Source organism: Klebsiella sp. CSG-1, assembly GCF_056521145.1.
Genome location: NZ_JBWNLD010000001.1, coordinates 628,142 through 645,557 on the forward strand (window position 1 = coordinate 628,142; position 17,416 = coordinate 645,557).

Annotated in this window: 26 protein-coding genes and 1 tRNA gene; 17 read left to right on the plus strand and 10 right to left on the minus strand. The window is 52.6% G+C overall.

Annotation, left to right across the window (positions count from 1 at the left end; all coding sequences use genetic code 11):
* Positions 1-475: 475 nt before the first annotated feature.
* From AC007G_RS03040 to AC007G_RS03075, 8 genes are all read right to left on the minus strand, one after another.
* On the minus strand, positions 476-1,054 hold the full coding sequence (locus tag AC007G_RS03040; RefSeq protein ID WP_004899672.1) for a DUF1133 family protein: 579 nt from the start codon (positions 1,052-1,054) through the stop codon (positions 476-478).
* A 13-nt stretch (positions 1,055-1,067) separates the two neighbouring features.
* Entirely contained in the window at positions 1,068-2,048 is a 981-nt protein-coding gene (locus AC007G_RS03045) for a DUF968 domain-containing protein (protein WP_065808870.1), read from the minus strand.
* Positions 2,049-2,060: 12 nt separating this feature from the next.
* On the minus strand, positions 2,061-2,438 hold the full coding sequence (locus AC007G_RS03050; protein WP_000779146.1) for a RusA family crossover junction endodeoxyribonuclease: 378 nt from the start codon (positions 2,436-2,438) through the stop codon (positions 2,061-2,063).
* 9 nt (positions 2,439-2,447) lie between these two features.
* The gene (locus tag AC007G_RS03055; RefSeq protein ID WP_049264676.1) at positions 2,448-3,257 is read right to left on the minus strand and encodes a DNA adenine methylase; all 810 of its coding nucleotides are present in this window, start codon (positions 3,255-3,257) and stop codon (positions 2,448-2,450) included.
* Positions 3,254-4,168 carry a conserved phage C-terminal domain-containing protein gene (locus tag AC007G_RS03060; protein ID WP_049264674.1) on the minus strand — a complete coding sequence of 305 codons (915 nt, stop codon included), beginning with the start codon at positions 4,166-4,168 and terminating at the stop codon, positions 3,254-3,256. The genes AC007G_RS03055 and AC007G_RS03060 overlap by 4 nt, the downstream gene beginning before the upstream one ends.
* A complete protein-coding gene (locus AC007G_RS03065) occupies positions 4,125-4,337 on the minus strand; it encodes a DUF4222 domain-containing protein (protein ID WP_071994923.1) in 213 nt (70 codons plus the stop codon). Before AC007G_RS03065 ends, AC007G_RS03060 begins: the two co-directional genes overlap by 44 nt.
* Before the next feature lie 237 nt (positions 4,338-4,574).
* Positions 4,575-5,036 (minus strand): YmfL family putative regulatory protein, encoded by a 462-nt coding sequence (locus tag AC007G_RS03070; RefSeq protein ID WP_004213338.1) that lies wholly within the window; start codon positions 5,034-5,036, stop codon positions 4,575-4,577.
* A 25-nt stretch (positions 5,037-5,061) separates the two neighbouring features.
* Positions 5,062-5,259: a Cro/CI family transcriptional regulator gene (locus AC007G_RS03075; RefSeq protein WP_016530206.1), complete on the minus strand. Its 198-nt coding sequence runs from the start codon at positions 5,257-5,259 to the stop codon at positions 5,062-5,064.
* A gap of 92 nt (positions 5,260-5,351) precedes the next feature.
* Here AC007G_RS03075 and AC007G_RS03080 point away from each other — a divergent pair, with 92 nt between their 5' ends.
* The 13 genes from AC007G_RS03080 (at position 5,352) to AC007G_RS03140 (ending at position 12,952) form a co-directional block, all read left to right on the plus strand.
* On the plus strand, positions 5,352-6,011 hold the full coding sequence (locus AC007G_RS03080) for a LexA family protein (protein ID WP_016530207.1): 660 nt from the start codon (positions 5,352-5,354) through the stop codon (positions 6,009-6,011).
* A gap of 517 nt (positions 6,012-6,528) precedes the next feature.
* Positions 6,529-6,888, plus strand: coding sequence for a hypothetical protein (locus tag AC007G_RS03085; RefSeq protein ID WP_023317569.1), 360 nt, complete (start codon positions 6,529-6,531; stop codon positions 6,886-6,888).
* Positions 6,889-7,096: 208 nt separating this feature from the next.
* Positions 7,097-8,014: a recombination-associated protein RdgC gene (gene rdgC, locus AC007G_RS03090; protein ID WP_479466540.1), complete on the plus strand. Its 918-nt coding sequence runs from the start codon at positions 7,097-7,099 to the stop codon at positions 8,012-8,014.
* A gap of 89 nt (positions 8,015-8,103) precedes the next feature.
* Positions 8,104-8,403: a hypothetical protein gene (locus tag AC007G_RS03095; RefSeq protein WP_049264666.1), complete on the plus strand. Its 300-nt coding sequence runs from the start codon at positions 8,104-8,106 to the stop codon at positions 8,401-8,403.
* Positions 8,403-9,188, plus strand: a complete 786-nt coding sequence (locus AC007G_RS03100; RefSeq protein ID WP_049264665.1) for a ParB/RepB/Spo0J family partition protein — start codon at positions 8,403-8,405, stop codon at positions 9,186-9,188. The genes AC007G_RS03095 and AC007G_RS03100 overlap by 1 nt, the downstream gene beginning before the upstream one ends.
* Positions 9,185-9,319: a hypothetical protein gene (locus AC007G_RS03105; protein ID WP_255074147.1), complete on the plus strand. Its 135-nt coding sequence runs from the start codon at positions 9,185-9,187 to the stop codon at positions 9,317-9,319. Before AC007G_RS03100 ends, AC007G_RS03105 begins: the two co-directional genes overlap by 4 nt.
* Complete coding sequence (locus tag AC007G_RS03110) at positions 9,316-9,660, plus strand: hypothetical protein (protein WP_159211877.1); 345 nt, start codon at positions 9,316-9,318, stop codon at positions 9,658-9,660. Before AC007G_RS03105 ends, AC007G_RS03110 begins: the two co-directional genes overlap by 4 nt.
* Entirely contained in the window at positions 9,653-10,264 is a 612-nt protein-coding gene (locus tag AC007G_RS03115) for a hypothetical protein (RefSeq protein ID WP_159211876.1), read from the plus strand. Before AC007G_RS03110 ends, AC007G_RS03115 begins: the two co-directional genes overlap by 8 nt.
* Complete coding sequence (locus tag AC007G_RS03120) at positions 10,261-10,938, plus strand: hypothetical protein (protein ID WP_049264661.1); 678 nt, start codon at positions 10,261-10,263, stop codon at positions 10,936-10,938. Before AC007G_RS03115 ends, AC007G_RS03120 begins: the two co-directional genes overlap by 4 nt.
* Positions 10,935-11,360, plus strand: a complete 426-nt coding sequence (locus tag AC007G_RS03125; RefSeq protein WP_159211875.1) for a hypothetical protein — start codon at positions 10,935-10,937, stop codon at positions 11,358-11,360. The genes AC007G_RS03120 and AC007G_RS03125 overlap by 4 nt, the downstream gene beginning before the upstream one ends.
* Positions 11,357-11,575 carry a TraR/DksA family transcriptional regulator gene (locus AC007G_RS03130; protein WP_009483816.1) on the plus strand — a complete coding sequence of 73 codons (219 nt, stop codon included), beginning with the start codon at positions 11,357-11,359 and terminating at the stop codon, positions 11,573-11,575. Before AC007G_RS03125 ends, AC007G_RS03130 begins: the two co-directional genes overlap by 4 nt.
* Position 11,576: 1 nt before the next feature.
* Positions 11,577-11,912, plus strand: coding sequence for a helix-turn-helix domain-containing protein (locus tag AC007G_RS03135; protein WP_004151317.1), 336 nt, complete (start codon positions 11,577-11,579; stop codon positions 11,910-11,912).
* Positions 11,795-12,952, plus strand: coding sequence for a tyrosine-type recombinase/integrase (locus AC007G_RS03140; RefSeq protein ID WP_227648298.1), 1,158 nt, complete (start codon positions 11,795-11,797; stop codon positions 12,950-12,952). The genes AC007G_RS03135 and AC007G_RS03140 overlap by 118 nt, the downstream gene beginning before the upstream one ends.
* Before the next feature lie 15 nt (positions 12,953-12,967).
* Here the strand turns inward: AC007G_RS03140 and AC007G_RS03145 are convergent.
* A tRNA-Arg gene (locus AC007G_RS03145) sits at positions 12,968-13,044 on the minus strand.
* A gap of 356 nt (positions 13,045-13,400) precedes the next feature.
* Here AC007G_RS03145 and folD point away from each other — a divergent pair.
* Both folD and ybcJ read left to right on the plus strand, forming a co-directional pair.
* Positions 13,401-14,267, plus strand: a complete 867-nt coding sequence (gene folD / locus AC007G_RS03150; RefSeq protein WP_004858880.1) for a bifunctional methylenetetrahydrofolate dehydrogenase/methenyltetrahydrofolate cyclohydrolase FolD — start codon at positions 13,401-13,403, stop codon at positions 14,265-14,267.
* 1 nt (position 14,268) lies between these two features.
* On the plus strand, positions 14,269-14,481 hold the full coding sequence (gene ybcJ / locus AC007G_RS03155) for a ribosome-associated protein YbcJ (RefSeq protein WP_004858878.1): 213 nt from the start codon (positions 14,269-14,271) through the stop codon (positions 14,479-14,481).
* An 88-nt stretch (positions 14,482-14,569) separates the two neighbouring features.
* Here the strand turns inward: ybcJ and cysS are convergent, their stop codons facing one another.
* Positions 14,570-15,955: a cysteine--tRNA ligase gene (gene cysS, locus AC007G_RS03160; RefSeq protein WP_032689155.1), complete on the minus strand. Its 1,386-nt coding sequence runs from the start codon at positions 15,953-15,955 to the stop codon at positions 14,570-14,572.
* 173 nt (positions 15,956-16,128) lie between these two features.
* Here cysS and ppiB point away from each other — a divergent pair, with 173 nt between their 5' ends.
* Together ppiB and lpxH are read left to right on the plus strand one after the other, a co-directional pair.
* Complete coding sequence (ppiB, locus tag AC007G_RS03165; protein WP_004858873.1) at positions 16,129-16,623, plus strand: peptidylprolyl isomerase B; 495 nt, start codon at positions 16,129-16,131, stop codon at positions 16,621-16,623.
* Positions 16,624-16,626: 3 nt separating this feature from the next.
* On the plus strand, positions 16,627-17,349 hold the full coding sequence (gene lpxH, locus AC007G_RS03170; RefSeq protein ID WP_032700649.1) for a UDP-2,3-diacylglucosamine diphosphatase: 723 nt from the start codon (positions 16,627-16,629) through the stop codon (positions 17,347-17,349).
* The last annotated feature ends 67 nt before the right edge of the window (positions 17,350-17,416 follow it).

A 17,416-nucleotide genomic window follows, 5' to 3' on the forward strand; every position in this document is an offset into this window, starting at 1 on the left:
CTTTACTCCCTTTATCATCAGTAGTGATATCAAGGGCATAAATATCAGGCTTGCATAGCGTAATGCCGCCTGTCGTAACTAGCGTCTTATTAACGAGGTGACTCATGGGGATACTCTCCGAACTGGATTCTTTACTGGAAAAAATCCCACTGTGGAAAAGGTTAAAAACAGTACCCGACGAAGTGGATCGTCTCAAACAGCAGGTCGCCGAGCTTGAGGCATACATCAAATCCAGCGGTGGGGAGAAATGCCCCAGATGCTCACAGATGAGCTATAGCCTTGACCGAACCGTAGATGACCCCGATTTCATTGGGTTGGGAGTTCAGAGAGACTATTACAAATGCTCCAGCTGTGGGTATGAAACCTTTAAACAGCGCTGAGATTGCAGAAATGACAAAGCCCAAGAGGGTTAGCCTTGGGCCTTTAATTTTTTCTTGCTGCTCAGTTCGCTTTAACGTCCCGAGCCTATCACAATTCAAGCAGTTTCTGGCTCACTTTGCAAGTAAAATCTGTCGCCATTTGTGCCAAATGCATCACACATTGGTGCGTACAGCATCGATTCTGCCAAACTTAGCCATGTATCAACTCTTCGTCTGCATGTCATAAAGCACCAGTCTGGATGCTTTTCATAGAGCTCTTCCGCTATGCGGCGTTTGCTCTTCCGTAACCGGTAATGCTCCACCAGCAGGTGGTATAGCTCTTTGTGACCACCCGTAATGAGGACTGCCCCCAGTACCTTATCAATCAGCAGTCCCTCATCGTCTGTGCAGAAAGCCAGGCCGCTTTTGTTTTTCCCCGCGAGTATTTCACGAAAAAACGCCTCAAGCTCTGGCTTCGAGATGCCAGACTTCTTCATCCGGCGTAATGCTTCGTTGATGGCTGTTTTAGTGACTTTCCCGGAAGCCAGTAACTGGTTAAACATATTTCCACCACTACCGCCGCCGATGTAGGACCACCGGCCCCACATGCGCAGCTTCCCTTGAATCCAGATGGCCTCCAGCGTTTTCAGCCTGACCATTTCACCAGCTTTTCCAACCTCGGACGGGTTAATCATTATGCGTTCTCCACTATGCCAGCACGCCAATTGCCAGCGAACGATCCAGAAATCGAAACAGCAGCTCCAGCTGTGAGCCGTGCTTCTCCTCAAATGCCACGGTGTCAGCGTGCAACTCGTCGTGATGCGCTCTGCAAAGCGGCAACACAAACAGGTCATGCGCTTTTGTTCCCATTCCGCCTTGTCCGTGGCCTATCAGGTGATGGGGATCATCTGCTTGTTTGTTACAGCAGACACACTGCTGAGACTTAACCCAGCGCGTCCAGCTCTCGTTTACCCAGCGGCGGCGCTTTGGTCGCAGCATGAATGATTCCGGCGTTTCAGGATCTACGCGAAGACCGAGAATCTTTTTCTGCACCACTTCGCTCGCCGCTGGCTCCGGCACAATATCGCTCTCCTTCATCACTGGTTGATGCTTTATTTCCGGCAATCGCAGGGCTTTCCGGGCCAGCGATTCAGGGATTACGTGCGCCAGATTGTTTATCACCAGCCACCAGCACAACTCTGGGATCGTCAGTTGATGGTCTTCGTTGAACCCCAGCTGTGAGCGGATGACCGTTATCAGCCAGGATACCAGGTTCTCACGCGCAATGCCTGCCAGCGTCTCTGTGTACTGATCACGCACCAGGTTATCGCAGGCCCAGCAAAGGCGGATGCTGCCAGGCTCATGCCGAAACAGCGTAAAATTTTCGCTGTGCCACGAACCGTGCGGGTACTGGCATTCAAAACGACGCTCCAGCTCGGCCTCCAGCGAGCTGATACCACCCGCGCGCAGAATGACGTCTTTGTTTTCGAAGACTGGCTTCAAAACCGGGTCTTCTGCCAGTGGCTGCGTGGCGGGAGGGATGGCGCCGGTTGCGTAGTCGCTGTATTTTTCCGGTGCAGGCTCAATCAGTACCCGCCCTCTCCTGAACATCGGCATGAGATCAGCACCTGGGCGAAGAAGAACAACGCCCATGCGTGGGGCAATCTCAGGGGTTAGTAGTGCTCTCATATCATCTCCACGTCAGGCAGCTGCACGAAAACGACGGATGGTGATTTCTACTTTCCCTTTCTTCACGATGTTCCCCCACTCCACCAGCATGCGCTTAACCTGACTGTCGTCTTCCCAGACGCCTGTTAGAGTCAGGGCATCGAACAGCGCTTTGTTGTAGTTATCGATATCCCGACGGCGCTGATCCGGCGGATACAACACTATGTGAACCTCGGCCAGATCTGAGGATGGCCGGGGAACGGCCCGCAGTTGCTCAATAATCGCCGCTCTCGCTGCCTGCTGGAACTTGCGCCCTGTCTCGCTTACCAGATGCCTGCCTTTCAGCGGTCCCTTGCTCGGGGCGCGCCAGTAACTATTTACGCTCGGTGGAAATGGTAAAGTCAGTTTCATTTAGCCCCCTTAAAGGATCGCTACAACGTCTTTTGCGACTTCCCGCGTACTGCTTTTGCAGGAGATCGAACGGCGCGCGTTGATGAATTGCAGGTTAAAACCATGCTCCCGGTACAGGTCGAGAACCTTCGGTGCAGATGAGTTAGAAATCACTACCCGAGCCCCACGGTGAAAGGCTGATACGCATTGCTTCGCCAGGTCTACCTGGTTCTCCCAGTTAAAACCACCAGCGGCGTAGGCGGTGAATCCGGTTGTTCCCGGCATCGGTTCGTAAGGCGGATCGCAGTAAACCACATCCCCTTTCCCGGCCAGGCTGATTGTCCGGCGGTAATCAGCCGTCATGAATACGCAGTTATGCGCCATAGCCGCGAAGGCTTTCATCTCATCCATCGGGTAATACGGAGCCTTGTAGCCTCCCCAGCCCACATTGAACTTGTTCGCCTGGTTGTAGCGCATCAGACCATTGAAGCAATGCCGGTTGAGATACAGGAATGCAGCTGCGCGTTCAGTAGCATCCAGCGTCTGAGAGTTGAACTCGGAACGGATCAGCTCATAGCCCTCTGGTGACCGCATGTGCTCGAACATCCAGCGGGCCTTCAATTCCACTTCATCCGGCACGACCGCTAACATCTGATACAGATTAATCAGGTCCGGGTTAACGTCCGCCAGCAGATAATCTGCGTGCTTATCGCTGTTCAGGAATACCGACCCACCACCAACGAATGGCTCTATCAGGCGTTTCCCTGCCGGGATATGCACGAACAGGTCAGCCAGCTGGGTATACTTTCCACCAGCCCATTTCAAAAATGGCTTACTCATGAGCGGAACCCCGCTGGCACTGTATAAACCACATTGGCGAAACTGGATTTGAAACTATCATCCTGCTTAACCCACTTGCCGCCAGTCCAGGCTGGGCGTCCGGCGGCCTCCCATTTTTTGGCCTTGTCGAAATACTCGACGCAGTTCTCGGGAGCAAACAGCGTTTTGGGCCGCAGGTAGTCGCTCATCTTCGGATCCTGAGCCCATTTCGCGTTCAGGTAGTCAACCACCAGCATCAGGTCTTCAGGGCTGTAATCTTCAGCCAGGCGTCCCCGGATATAACCCAGCGTCGTTTTGGTTCGTCCCCCCTTGCCATAGGTCGAGTTGGTTACCCGATTGAAATGATCCAGAACGAGATCTGCCGGATCGGTCTGGTCTGGTTGCAGCGCAACCGGACAAGAGTCTTTACCTGTAATCTCTGTAGTACTCTCTGTTGTATTCTCTGTAAGATCATCGTGCCAATTTGACCTGATGACAGCGGTTCGTTTTGACCCGGTGGAGCGTTTCACAATGACCTCTTCCATCGTGTCATTTTGACCTGATGGAACGGCGCATTTTGACTTCTTCGATTTGGTCACTTTGACCTCATCTAAAAGCTCGCTTTCGTAGTTGATCGTGTAGTAGTTCGTCATGTCGCGCTGGGACTTGTTCAGCTGCTCAACTTTAAGCACGCCCAGGCTCTTCAGCCGGGTGAAGGTGCGCTTCAGAGTGGATTCAGACCAGAACGGGAATTGCTCCAGCCATTGCTCTGTCGTGTTGTAGATCCAGCGTACGCCGTCACGCTCCAGCCCTGAGTTAGTCTCCTGCAGCCAGTAGTTAACCTGCTGCAGCGCAATGGCTTCATTCAGGCCAATGCTGTACGCAAGGTCAGGATTGATGACTATCGGCCTTGATGGCATTAACAGGCTCATAAGACCCCTCTATTTCCCTGAATTTACGTCTGAACTGCTCGAGGGGGCTGAAACACTCGTGCTCGTACCCTTCACGCAGGTATATAACGCGCTGTGTCTGGGGCTCCCAGCGTATGACCCTGACCGGGACACCGTAGTGATCTCTGAACCATCGGTTGAGCTCTCGCATACTTTCTCCGCCTGGCCGTTAAAGTCCCCTACCACCCACTGAGCAAACTGGTAGCAGACAGGCTCGAACCCGCCTGGTACTCTTACCCCATACACGAACTGCACCGGTCCTGCTCCACCAGGAACTGGCCGCGCTACAAGTTGCGACCTGCGGTATTGTGTTGATAAACTGTTCATGCGTTAGTAATCTCCACTGATAACGACACGCCACGACGCCAGGAGCTGCAACTCGCTGGCGTCACTTCTTTTTGCGTGAAAAAAGCGTGATGATTGCGGCAATCTCTTCTTCACGAGCTGCCAGGTGGCGGCGATGATGCACCATGATTTCTTCGGCCTCATGCCTTTCAATAACGCCGTCTTCAAGTGCCTGTTCGATAATCTGATCAACCTGCCCTCTGGCGGCAGAGGTACGCATTGCCCGGCTAAACAAGTCCACGCGATCCAGCTCTTCCAGGTGCGGAACATCCACCAGCAAAGCACCACGACGGCGGGCGAAGTAGTCTGCCAGTAGTGACGTGTTGGAAATGTCTTCCATCGCTTCCAGCTCCGATACTTCAAAAAATCGACAGCCGTTTTTCTCGTAGAGGTTGTTGTTGAACTGCGTCACGGTCATTCCCAGTGCGCCAGCCATTGCTTCGCGCCCACCTGGATATGCTTTGCACATCGCTTTGACGGCTTCTTTGAGGTTTGGCTCTACCATATTGAATTTCCTTTTGTAGTTACTTTCAAGCAGCTGAATCTGTAGCCTTTTGGTAAAGGCTGGCGTCGTACTTCAGCTTGCCTTTCGTAATTCGTTCGATGACGAATGCTTGTTTTTGAGGGATGACTTCACCCCATCGGCACACTGCCGGGTGGGAAATACCAAGAACACTTGCGGTTTTTGATACGCCTCCGAAGTGTTCGATAACTTCTGATTTACGCATGGTTCCTCCTGGTTAACTTACGCCTTAAAGGTAACAAAAGGTACATTAAATAGCAAACAACAGTTACAAGGAATCCATGTAACATTGGTTACATGAAAACAGAGATGAAAGACCGAATAAGATCCCGTCGAGTCCAGCTCGACATAACACAGCAGACCCTAGCTAAACGCTTGGGGGTAAGCCGTGTTTCCGTAACAAAATGGGAGAGCGGCACTACTAAACCTGATGGTGAGAATCTCCATCAGCTGGCGGTGGCGCTGCAGACAACTCCAGAATGGATTCTTTACGGTCGAGGTGAGGAAACGCCGGATGATACAAAAGTTATTCCGTTCCTTAAGCCACCCACGGCAGTTCCTATTATCTCCGCTGTTCAAGCTGGGATGTGGACTGATACTTATGCATGCTCAAGGCTTTCTGATGTGATTTCATGGACGCAAACCACTGCAAACGTTTCTAATGAAGCATTCGGACTGGTAGTTCGCGGGGAGTCTATGACTAACCCTCATGGTCTGCCATCCATCCCAGAAGGATCGATCGTTATTGTTGAACCGCACTATGGTCAATTGGATGACCTTTACGGAAAAATTGTAGTGGCAATACTCGACGGCTCTGCTGAAGCTACCGTTAAAAAGCTGGTATGGGATAGCCCTTTCGCATACTTGATGCCACTTAACCCTGCCTTTAAACCCATCCCGATAGATGGTAATTGCCGGATTGTTGGTAAAGTGGTTCAGATTACCCAAAACATTTAAGTTACTCATTTCTAAAGCCAGATCTCCTTCTGGCTTTTTTTTCAATCCACAGGTAATAAAAAGTACATAGCTCTCTTGACCATATTGGTAACTAAAGGTACATTTAAATCACATCGCGAGTACCTGTAGTTACATACTCTGGTGTGGTAGTGAGCATTACGGCATATGGCACATGTGCCGCAGCGGCCTGAGAGTCCCTTTATCCATGCCTCTCAGAGCAACCGGAATGTGCAAGCTAAGTGTTTAAGGCACGACGTGCGCCCAACCAGCGCGGCGAAAAGGTGTGACGCCCGGGAAGAGTCCGGGACACAACGATGAGGGCATTGACGAGCAAGGCACAGAGTCTGGTTCGATTCCAGACGCCAGGATAGTTCTATATCTGGTGATGGGCAGGGAAAAGGTCCGTTCGATTCGGACACCGGCAGTGCTCTCTTCGTTGTGGCGTGTACAAGCGTACTGCAGCGCCGGTCGACGCAATTTTTAATCCACCCGATAACGTTTTCTTGAGGGTAAACACATGTCTTCATGTTACGCAGTAGTTTTAAACGGTAATACCGAAATTAAATACTTCCCGTTCCACGACTCACGTAGCGCTGACGATGCTGAAGCTATGGCGGATGAGTGGCGCTACAAGGCGATCGACGCTATTGGAGCGGAAGAGTCTTCTCGCTTCCACTTGCGCGTAGTTCGCCCAAAGGTCGTTTTTCAGCTTCCATCCGGAGCCGTGGTGGAGTGTGACCTTGATGACGTAGACATCAACCCGCGAGCCTGCGCCGACCTGGATTACCACCTCTGCGCATTCGGGTTCAATCGTGGTCTTGACTATTGCGGTAACTGGGACTTAGACGGCGCTGAAATTATCGAATACATCGCATAACGGCTTATTTGGCGGCTATCCAGTCTTCCACCAGCCAAACAGGAGGAAGAGGATAATGTTCTGATGGGTAACCGCCCTTTTTACACAAGACACGAGAGCACTACCGAGTGACGGGCCCATAACCCAATCCGCTCGGGCTGATGCAGCAGCTGGTGTTCTCCTGTGTTGTGTGGAGATAACTAACTAATCCTTTGCAGAGGAAACAGAAATGAAATTATCAAAGTTACGTAACGCCATTGTCTATCGGGCTACTTTGCCCAGTATTGAAGCGGTTGAAGGGCACCTGCAGGAATTGCCCTACTCTGAACTTACAGAAACGGAGTTCGCATGTGCTTCCTTCGTCCCTAATCCGATTACCGGCGAGCTGGTTACGCCAATTACTGGCGGTTATGCAATCGTGATTAGCCGCGATGAGAAAATAATCCCCCAGCACGTCGTGATGAAAGAAGCAAATGAGCGTATCCAGCGCATTGAAAATGCATGTGGTCAGAAACTAAAGCGCGCTGACCGTAACAACATTATCCAGGATGCTAAGGTTCAGCTCTGCAAACAGGCATTCATCAAGTCGTCTCTGATCCTGGTCTTGTATAACACTGAAGAAAATCTTCTGATCATTAATTCCGCCAATAAAAATATTGCCAATTTAGTCGGGGCGATGCTGGTTAAAGTGATCGGCTCAGTCAAAACAGTCACGATCAACATCAGTGATATCAAAAACGGCCTGACAACGCGCCTTAAAAACCATCTGGACGGCGAAGAATCAGCCTTTGCCGGGTTTGAGGTCGGTGATTATGTCCAGCTATCCCGCCTGGCAGAACAGAAAGAAGTTATTCGCTACTCTGCGGAACACACTTCCGTTACCAGTGAAATTCTGGAGAGCCTGAACACAGGTTTTATCTTATATAACATGGAATTAAGAGGCTGCGGCGTCTCTTTTCTGCTTACAGATAAGTTCCATTTCCGGCGGATCGATACCAAGGATAATGATTATTCTGATGATGACGACAAAGCCTACCGCTGGCGTCACCAGGCAGGTACGGACATGTTCCAGTTCTGTAAAGTAATTAACCAGCTTTGTGATCTGCTCGCCTACAAAGAGCCCGAAGAACAAAAACAAGCAGCCTGATTAGAACAGCAGCAATTACCCCATTCTCATGGGTTGGGTTGCTGCACCCTAAATTTACGCGTTGCAGCGCGTCAGATGGAGAACAAAAGATGGCTAAGACAGCAAAACAACTGATTAAACAGGCGTACGAAATAGCCAAAACTATGCCACCAGAACAGGCAGCAATCATCAGGGAACTGGCTACCGTCCTCGATGTGTCGAATGTAGCCCTGCGCCAGACACGCGCCGAACGTGACGCCCTTCTCGCAGAGGTCAAATCCTGGGCGAAGGAGTGTGATCGTATTACTGAGCGATATACCAAGAAGCGCATAAATCTGCATGTCCTCGAAGCAATGCGCGATTTGAAAGCAATTTCCCCCACCAGCTTCCGTAACGTGGAGGCTCTCTGATGGCTAAAGACTCAAAGGTTGTATACGGCGCCAGCGGCAAAACGAACGTTTTAACGTTCGAACCTGAAAGCCTGCACCTAGTTACCGACAAAACGCACCCGCTTTACGATGAGCGTATCCACCTGCCTATCAGCGAGGCAATGGTGCTGAACATCATGGACCAGGGCGTTCTTGAGCCGATTATCGTCTGGAAAGACCCGGAGACAGGGCTGTCTTGTGTGGTTGATGGTCGCCAGCGTGTGCGCCATACACTGGAAGCCAACAAGCGACTGTTGAAAGAGGGTAAAGAACCGTTACTGGTTCCAGCAGTCGCTAAACGTGGCTCCGCCGTTCGCATGGCGCAGGCTATGGTAAGTGCTAACGAAATCCGCCAGGCAGATACGCCACTGGGCCGAGCAAAGAAAATGGCTGATGCGCTGGAGCGCGGGCACGACGAGGACGATTTAGCGCTGATGTTTGGCGTGAGTGTCCAGACCGTACGCGCAACTCTGTCACTGCTGGATGCCACCCAGGCTGTTCGCGATGCAGTGGAGTCCGGAACGGTCACCGTTACCCTGGCGCGTCAGCTGGCATCGCTTAAACCTGAAGAGCAGCGGGAGAAGGTCTCTGAAATCGAAGCGGCAACTGCTGGCACAACCGGCCATGAAAAAGCCCGGCGTCAGCGTCAGATCCTCGGTGATGCAAAGCCTCGCCTGAAAACCCGCAAAGAAATTACTAAAGCCCTGGAATCTGCCGAGGGTGAGTATGCGAGCGCACTCCGTTGGGTGCTTGGGGAGGCGGTATGAATATTGATCCTGAGAATTACAGCAAATACACCCTACGTCGGTTCGACGCCTTGTTCGATGTGATCTGCTGGGTGCTGATTGCTGTAGTAACCGTTGGTATCTGCATGTTTATTGAATGGGTAACAGCATGAGTAAATCACTGAACGCACGTTGCATCCGCCGCTGGGAAGTGGAATTCAAACCTTTCTGTGATTCAAAAGTTAACCCCTACTGGCGCAAGCGTGATCTGCGCGGGTATATCCGTGAAGCGGCGCTTACCACCGCCTACAGCATGGTCGAGAGCATGGCTGAACGTAACGCCAAGGTTGACTATGACGGTGAGCCGAACGGATGGACGCCAGAATTTTCGGCATGGTATCGGGAATGCCATGAACAGTACCTGAAAGAAGCGCGGGACTACCTGGACGAAGACGCTACCAACGAAGAAATCGACGAAGAGATTGAGAACGAACTGGAGGCCTGGAATGACTAAGCAAACTGAAAAAATCGTGTTGATGGACAGTGATGAAGCGGCCAGCATCCAGACCTTAACTGGTTGGGTTTCGCGTGATGGTCGATTTTGGGGTGATGACGAGCATATGGCTCGCTGGAGTGGTGCGACGCACCGTAAGTGCAAAAACAAACCCGACGATCACCCTATTCATAGCACTCATAGCTATTGCGAAGAATGCCATCGAGAAAGTCGTCAGGCCAAATTCGCTGCACTTGAGCGCGCCGTGTGGGCTGGCGAGCCTCTCGTTATCTTCGACGACGACACCTATTTTTTTGACGTGGAATCGCTGGTTGATTACTGCTGGGAAAACTCGGTGTTTCCGAGCGAGCTGCAATTACTTATCTGCGAGCCAAACTACCCTCCAGAATTCGACCTGGCACAGCATTGCGAAGAAATTATGCCGGAAGGTGATGATTATTACTGCTTGCCTCAGGCCATGCGTGATGCTGCCGAAGCACTGAATAAGGCCATCAAGGAAAGCTTGCCAGTATCGTGGTCCGGTAGTGACCGCGCGGCCATCGTGTCGGATGACATTCTCAACGAAGAGCAGAAGGCTGACATCACGGCGGAGCGTACAGCATGAAAGAACGCGGAATGATTTTTAACGCTGAGATGGTGAGAGCGCTGCTGAGCGGCCGGAAGACGCAAACCCGGCGGATTATGAAGGTACAGCCGAAATCCAACCAACTTGGCTTGCTTCTTATCACTGACTCAACCAAGCACAGTGACATTGGCAAATACCACTGGGCGGAATCTAACGCTACTGGTAACCACGTGCGTTCAAAGCTCTTCTCGTGCCCGTTTGGTGCTGTAGGCGATCGTATCTGGGTGCGTGAAACGTTCAATTCTTTTTGGGTCACGGATGAAGAAATAGAGGAAATTCAGGAGGACATTTCAAAAGCTGCAGACCTTTGCGACTACAAGGCCGATTATCCTGATAGCAGTCAGCCAGCGGAAGGCTGGACTCCATCTATCCACATGCCGCGCTGGGCCAGCCGCATTCTTCTGGAAATCATCGACGTGCGCGTGGAGCGGCTGAACGCTATCAGCGAAGAGGATGCGCGAGCAGAAGGCATTATTGACGGTGGCTGTCTTAATTGCGGGGAACCTGAGCCATGCGGATGCGCCAATCCAGAGCCTGACGCTACCGATGCTTTTGCCTACCTGTGGCAATCGATCTACGGGCAGGAAAACTGGAATGCTAATCCCTGGGTTTGGGTCATTTCGTTTAAGCGCGTTGAAGGCGGTGCAGCATGAAAAGGGGACGTTATACCAACGAAAAGCCGCGTATTGAGAAAAAAATTAATACCGCTGCTATGAATATTTTGATTTCCCTTATGCCACGCCAATACCGACGGGAAGCATGGTCCCGCGGTGAAGGGATGATTTATTCAAACTGCATGTGGTACCAGACCTGGGAAGTCGTCACCGTTGACTACTGGGGAGAAGCAGATAGCCGAGAAGCGTTTGATATTCTCCACGACCAGCTAATCACTGAAACCACTGATTGGGATGGCATTGGGTATGCGTATGACGCCGAAAACTCAACTGGGGAAGAAATTGATAAAGAGCAGTTTTATTCACCGTGGAGGCTTAGCAACAAAGTTGGCCGGACTGAAATTATTCAGCACTGCCGCCAGTTGGTGAAAGAAGGCGTGAAATGGGAGGATGCCGCATGAGCGCAGAAATCATCGATCAGGCCAACGAGCTGGCAGAGCGCCGGCTGGAAATGACCATCCAGAACATGCGCATCAACCATGCGGCAGTATCAGCTACTCACTGCCGCGACTGCGGGGAAGAGATACCCGAGCGGCGCCGGGAACTGGTGGCGGGCTGCCAGCGCTGCGCTGACTGTCAGGAAGAAGAGGAATTACGCGGTAAGCATCGGAGGTGATATGGCATCTGACAAACCGATAACAGCACAGCAGGCCGCCGATTTGCTCATCGTGTCTGCGCGGGTGATCTACCGCCTGATTGAGTCTGGGGAGCTCGCCGGCCGCAAGGTCGGCAATAAGTACAGAACGACCGAGGCTGCGTGTATTGCATATTTGAAAACCCCGCGCGATCCTGTAATCGCGAACGCGGGTGAACATAAAGGAGAAGTTTTATGTCAATCACCCTCAGGGGCGGCGTGTGGCACTGTCATTTCTTTACGCCGTCAGGAAAAAGAGTTAGGCGATCTCTTGGCACGGGGGACAAAAAGCAGGCTCAGGAGCTCCACGACAAGCTGAAGTCGGAAGCATGGCGGGTTGACCAGATCGGCGATCTGCCCGTCAGAACCTTCGAAGAATGCTGTATCCGGTGGTTGCGAGAAAAGGACCATAAACGATCGCTGGATGATGACAAAACCAAAATTGAGTTTTGGCTGCAGCATTTTTCCGGCCGTGATGTCTCGAAGATAACGGCGGAGGAAGTTCATGAAGCCGTTAACGGGATGATCAACCGTAAGCACCTGCAGGTGTGGGAGAGTAAGCGTGATGCCGCGCTGAGGAAGGGTAAGCCTGTTCCGGAGTACAAACCACGGCAGGTTTCGCAGGCGACGAAGGCGCAACACCTTTCCTTCATTCGATCCCTTCTCAGGGCCGCGGCGAATGACTGGGGCTGGATAAAAACAGCTCCTGTTATCAAAACCCGCAAGCCGATCAGTAAGCGGATACGGTGGCTGACCAGAGAAGAAGCTGAGCGGTTGATCGAGTGCATGCCGGAGAGCATTAAGCCAGTGGTGATATTTGCACTGGCAACCGGCCTGCGCCGCTCAAACATCATCGGGCTTGAGTGGCAGCAGGTCGATATGCAGAGAAAGGTTGCATGGGTAAATCCGGAGAACGCAAAAGCGGGCAAGGCGATTGGCGTAGCTCTGAATGATACCGCATGCAGGGTATTAAGGGATCAGATAGGGAAGCACTCACGCTGGGTGTTCGTTCACACCACGGCAAAACATCGCCCTGATGGAACGCTGACGCCCGCGGTTAGAAAAATGCGCGTGGATGACAATAACGCCTGGCGCGCCGGGTTGAAAAAAGCGGGGATCGAGGATTTCCGTTTTCACGACCTCCGGCACACCTGGGCGAGCTGGCTAATTCAGTCCGGAGTCCCGCTTTCTGTACTGCAGGAAATGGGAGGATGGGAGAGCATCGAGATGGTGCGTCGTTATGCTCACCTGGCGCCGAACCACCTGACCGAACACGCACGGAAAATTGACGCCATTTTTGGCGCTAGCGACACAAATACGACACAAGGAGGAAATCAGGCTGGTTTAAAACTGGCGTAAGTACTTGTTTCTTAATGGCACGCCCTACAGGATTCGAACCTGTGACCTACGGCTTAGAAGGCCGTTGCTCTATCCAGCTGAGCTAAGGGCGCACTGAAATGCGGATGCTTCATGGGGTGAAACCGCCTGGAATTATACGGTCAACGCTCAGTGAGTCAATGCATTTTGCCATGAAACTGCTGCGGCATAACTAACTTGCCTACATATGCGACAAAGGTTGCGCAAAGATCGCCCGACACCTGTTTTCAGCACTTATCTATCATCGACGACAATAACGCGTCCCAATTCCCCATAAATGCCCCCAATATCCCTTTAAACCGCAGTGTCTTTAGCCACAAGTTTTGTCAAAGAGGGATAAAAACTCAAACGAGGACTGACAGCGAGGCTGGCTTCTGACAAAATATCCGCATCCCCCTTTCGTTACGATACAGATGGAATCCTCTCTCTGATGGCAGCAAAAATTATTGACGGTAAAACGATTGCGCAGCAGGTACGCTCTGAGGTTGCGGAAAAAGTGAAGGCCCGCACAGCGGCCGGAAAACGCGCCCCAGGGTTAGCCGTCGTACTGGTCGGCAGCAACCCGGCGTCGCAGATTTATGTCGGCAGCAAGCGCAAAGCGTGTGAAGAGGTGGGATTTGTCTCCCGCTCATACGATCTCCCGGAAACCACCAGCGAAGCGGAATTACTGGAGCTTATTGATACGCTGAATGCCGATACCACTATCGACGGTATTCTGGTACAGCTGCCGCTGCCTGCCGGAATTGATAACGTGAAAGTGCTGGAGCGTATCGCCCCGGACAAAGATGTTGACGGTTTCCACCCTTACAACGTCGGCCGTCTGTGCCAGCGCGCCCCGCGACTGCGCCCGTGTACGCCGCGCGGAATCGTCACTCTGCTCGAGCGTTACAATATCGACACCTACGGCCTGAATGCCGTGGTTATCGGTGCATCGAACATCGTGGGCCGTCCGATGAGCATGGAGCTGCTGCTGGCGGGCTGCACCACTACCGTAACCCACCGCTTTACGCGGAATCTGCGTCAGCATGTCGAAAATGCCGACCTGCTGATTGTTGCGGTCGGTAAACCGGGCTTTATCCCGGGCGAGTGGATCAAAGAAGGCGCCATCGTTGTGGATGTCGGTATTAACCGTCTGGAAAGCGGCAAAGTGGTCGGAGACGTGGTCTTCGAAGATGCCGCGGAACGCGCGTCATACATTACGCCAGTCCCGGGCGGCGTTGGCCCGATGACCGTTGCTACACTGATTCAAAACACGCTACAGGCGTGCGAAGAATATCACGACATTCAGGAGGCCTGAGATGGCGAATTTTTCTCTGGGCAAACACCCACACGTTGAACTGTGCGATCTACTGAAGCTGGAAGGCTGGAGTGAGAGCGGCGCGCAGGCAAAAATCGCGATTGCTGATGGCCTGGTGAAGGTTGACGGCGCGGTAGAAACCCGCAAACGCTGCAAAATCGTCGCCGGTCAGACGGTGAGTTTTGAAGGCCAGAGCGTCACCGTTACTGCCTGATCCTGCTAAATGAATGAACGCCACCTCCAACAGGAGGTGGGCTAAGACTGATAATAAAACGCCCGGCAAGCCGGGCGTTTTTTATCGCTTACTTCCGGCGCCAGGTAGTGCCCTGCGGGCCGTCCTCCAGCACGATCCCCATCTCATTGAGACGATCACGCGCCGCATCCGCAGCGGCCCAGTCTTTCGCTTTACGCGCATCCAGACGCTGCTGAATCAGCTGCTCGATTTCCGCAACTTCACCGTCGTCAGCCTGCGCGCCGCTTTGCAGGAAGACATCCGGCTCCTGCTCCAGCAGCCCCAGCACTCCGGAGAGCTTGCGCATATGGGCGGCCATGGCGTTAGCCGCGGCGACATCTTCCGTCTTCAGGCGGTTCACTTCACGCGCCATATCGAACAGCACGGAATAGGCTTCCGGGGTGTTGAAATCGTCATCCATCGCTTCAATAAAGCGCGCTTCGAAAGCGTCGCCGCCGGCCGGCTCTGCCGATTTGTCGGTTCCGCGCAGCGCGGTATACAGACGCTCCAGCGCAGAACGCGCCTGCTTGAGGTTTTCTTCGCTGTAGTTCAGCTGGCTACGATAGTGGCCGGACATCAGGAAGTAGCGAATGGTCTCCGCATCGTAGTACTTCAGCACGTCGCGCACGGTAAAGAAATTGCCCAGCGATTTTGACATTTTCTCGCGGTCAACCATCACCATCCCGGAGTGCATCCAGTAGTTAACGTATTCCCCGTCATGGGCACAGGTGGACTGGGCGATTTCGTTTTCATGATGCGGGAACATCAGATCCGAACCGCCGCCGTGAATATCAAAATGGTTGCCCAGCTGTTTGCAGTTCATCGCCGAACATTCAATGTGCCAGCCAGGACGACCGTTGCCCCACGGCGACGGCCAGCTCGGCTCGCCCTCTTTCGACATTTTCCACAGCACGAAGTCCATCGGGTTACGCTTGACGTCAACGACATCAACGCGCGCGCCAGCCTGCAGCTGATCCAGATCCTGGCGCGACAGCTGCCCGTAATTCGGATCGGTCGGTACCGAGAACATCACATCACCGTTGTCCGCTACGTACGCATGGCCACGTGCGATCAGTTGTTCGGTGATTTCAATGATCTCGGGAATATGATGGGTGGCGCGAGGCTCCATATCCGGACGCAGAATATTCAGCGCATCGAAATCATTGTGCATTTCGGCAATCATGCGATCGACCAGCGCGACAAAGCTTTCGCCATTCTCATTAGCACGCTTAATGATTTTATCGTCGATATCGGTAATGTTGCGCACGTACTTCAGCTTATAACCGAGAAAACGCAGGTAGCGGGCAACCACGTCAAAAGAGACGAAAGTACGGCCATGGCCGATATGACAGAGATCGTAAACGGTAATTCCACACACGTACATGCCCACTTCCCCGGCATGGATAGGTTTAAACTCTTCTTTTTGGCGCGTCAGTGTATTAAAAATTTTTAACATCGAAGATTCCGTGTAGACGTGTGTGGATATAAGTCGCGTATTCTAACCTTAATTCAACCCCGAAGCAGCACACAATGCAAGGTGATCGAACCCGGCGGTTATGCTATAACAGCCCCCTATGTCACGCCCAACTTTGGGTTTAAGCACCACAATCATCGGAACAGGATGCAAAAATGGTTACTTTCCACACTAATCATGGCGATATCGTCATCAAAACCTTTGACGACAAAGCGCCGGAAACAGTTAAAAACTTCCTGGATTACTGCCGCGAAGGTTTCTACAACAACACCATTTTCCACCGTGTTATCAACGGTTTCATGATCCAGGGCGGCGGCTTTGAGCCAGGCATGGAGCAGAAAACCACCAAATCCCCGATCCAGAACGAAGCCAACAACGGCCTGAAAAACACCCGCGGTACTCTGGCCATGGCCCGTACTCAGGCACCTCACTCCGCCACCGCGCAGTTCTTCATTAACGTTGTCGATAACGACTTCCTGAACTTCTCTGGTGAAAACCTGCAGGGTTGGGGCTACTGCGTATTTGCCGAAGTGGTTGAAGGCATGGACGTGGTCGACAAAATCAAAGCGGTCGCTACCGGCCGCAGCGGCATGCATCAGGATGTGCCGAAAGAAGATGTTGTGATCAAAAGCGTCACCGTCAGCGAGTAATTCGTGGCGACACTTTTTATTGCGGATTTGCATCTGCAAACAGAAGAACCGGCGATCACCGCCGGTTTTCTACGCTTTTTAGCCGGCGAAGCCCGTGAGGCGGACGCGCTGTATATCCTTGGCGATCTGTTTGAAGCCTGGATTGGCGATGACGATCCGAACCCGCTGCATCAGCAAATCGCCTCGGCAATCAACGCATTAACTCAATCAGGCGTGCCCTGCTATTTTGTTCACGGCAACCGCGACTTTCTCGTTGGCCAGCGCTTCGCACGCGCCTGCGGGATGACGCTGCTGGCGGAAGAAAAAGTGCTCGACCTGTACGGCCGTCGGGTCCTGATTATGCATGGCGATACGCTCTGCACCGACGATCCGGGCTATCTGGCTTTTCGTGCCAAAGTCCATACGCCGTGGATTCAGCGTCTGTTCCTTGCCCTGCCGCTGTTTATTCGCCGCCGCATCGCCGCCAGAATGCGCGCCGACAGTAAAGCGGCCAACAGCAGCAAGTCGCTGGAAATAATGGATGTCAATCCGCAGGCGGTGGTCGAAGCGCTGGAGAGGCATCAGGTGCAGTGGCTGATTCACGGTCACACGCATCGTCCTGCCGTCCACCCGCTAGAGGCCAACGGCAAACCGGCGTTTCGCGTGGTCCTCGGCGCCTGGCACAGCGAAGGGTCGATGGTCAAAGTCAGCAAAGACGACGTTGAACTGATCTCATTCCCGTTTTAATTTCCAGCCCATTTTCACCCTATCACCGGTGACGCAACCGTTTTCCTTACCGAAAGATCATGTTATT

Bases quoted from the DNA above. Each gene is read 5' to 3' on its own strand.
- AC007G_RS03050 (WP_000779146.1), bottom strand. From the start codon at position 2,438: ATGAAACTGACTTTACCATTTCCACCGAGCGTAAATAGTTACTGGCGC.
- AC007G_RS03105 (WP_255074147.1), top strand. From the start codon at position 9,185: ATGAATATTGATCCTGAGAATTACAGCAAATACACCCTACGTCGGTTC.
- AC007G_RS03095 (WP_049264666.1), top strand. From the start codon at position 8,104: ATGGCTAAGACAGCAAAACAACTGATTAAACAGGCGTACGAAATAGCC.
- AC007G_RS03100 (WP_049264665.1), top strand. From the start codon at position 8,403: ATGGCTAAAGACTCAAAGGTTGTATACGGCGCCAGCGGCAAAACGAAC.
- folD (WP_004858880.1), top strand. From the start codon at position 13,401: ATGGCAGCAAAAATTATTGACGGTAAAACGATTGCGCAGCAGGTACGC.
- AC007G_RS03135 (WP_004151317.1), top strand. From the start codon at position 11,577: ATGGCATCTGACAAACCGATAACAGCACAGCAGGCCGCCGATTTGCTC.
- AC007G_RS03115 (WP_159211876.1), top strand. From the start codon at position 9,653: ATGACTAAGCAAACTGAAAAAATCGTGTTGATGGACAGTGATGAAGCG.
- AC007G_RS03120 (WP_049264661.1), top strand. From the start codon at position 10,261: ATGAAAGAACGCGGAATGATTTTTAACGCTGAGATGGTGAGAGCGCTG.
- AC007G_RS03130 (WP_009483816.1), top strand. From the start codon at position 11,357: ATGAGCGCAGAAATCATCGATCAGGCCAACGAGCTGGCAGAGCGCCGG.
- ppiB (WP_004858873.1), top strand. From the start codon at position 16,129: ATGGTTACTTTCCACACTAATCATGGCGATATCGTCATCAAAACCTTT.
- cysS (WP_032689155.1), bottom strand. From the start codon at position 15,955: ATGTTAAAAATTTTTAATACACTGACGCGCCAAAAAGAAGAGTTTAAA.
- AC007G_RS03070 (WP_004213338.1), bottom strand. From the start codon at position 5,036: ATGGTAGAGCCAAACCTCAAAGAAGCCGTCAAAGCGATGTGCAAAGCA.
- ybcJ (WP_004858878.1), top strand. From the start codon at position 14,269: ATGGCGAATTTTTCTCTGGGCAAACACCCACACGTTGAACTGTGCGAT.
- AC007G_RS03080 (WP_016530207.1), top strand. From the start codon at position 5,352: ATGAAAACAGAGATGAAAGACCGAATAAGATCCCGTCGAGTCCAGCTC.
- AC007G_RS03125 (WP_159211875.1), top strand. From the start codon at position 10,935: ATGAAAAGGGGACGTTATACCAACGAAAAGCCGCGTATTGAGAAAAAA.
- AC007G_RS03065 (WP_071994923.1), bottom strand. From the start codon at position 4,337: ATGCGAGAGCTCAACCGATGGTTCAGAGATCACTACGGTGTCCCGGTC.
- AC007G_RS03045 (WP_065808870.1), bottom strand. From the start codon at position 2,048: ATGAGAGCACTACTAACCCCTGAGATTGCCCCACGCATGGGCGTTGTT.
- AC007G_RS03110 (WP_159211877.1), top strand. From the start codon at position 9,316: ATGAGTAAATCACTGAACGCACGTTGCATCCGCCGCTGGGAAGTGGAA.
- AC007G_RS03060 (WP_049264674.1), bottom strand. From the start codon at position 4,168: ATGAGCCTGTTAATGCCATCAAGGCCGATAGTCATCAATCCTGACCTT.
- rdgC (WP_479466540.1), top strand. From the start codon at position 7,097: ATGAAATTATCAAAGTTACGTAACGCCATTGTCTATCGGGCTACTTTG.
- AC007G_RS03040 (WP_004899672.1), bottom strand. From the start codon at position 1,054: ATGATTAACCCGTCCGAGGTTGGAAAAGCTGGTGAAATGGTCAGGCTG.
- AC007G_RS03075 (WP_016530206.1), bottom strand. From the start codon at position 5,259: ATGCGTAAATCAGAAGTTATCGAACACTTCGGAGGCGTATCAAAAACC.
- AC007G_RS03055 (WP_049264676.1), bottom strand. From the start codon at position 3,257: ATGAGTAAGCCATTTTTGAAATGGGCTGGTGGAAAGTATACCCAGCTG.
- AC007G_RS03085 (WP_023317569.1), top strand. From the start codon at position 6,529: ATGTCTTCATGTTACGCAGTAGTTTTAAACGGTAATACCGAAATTAAA.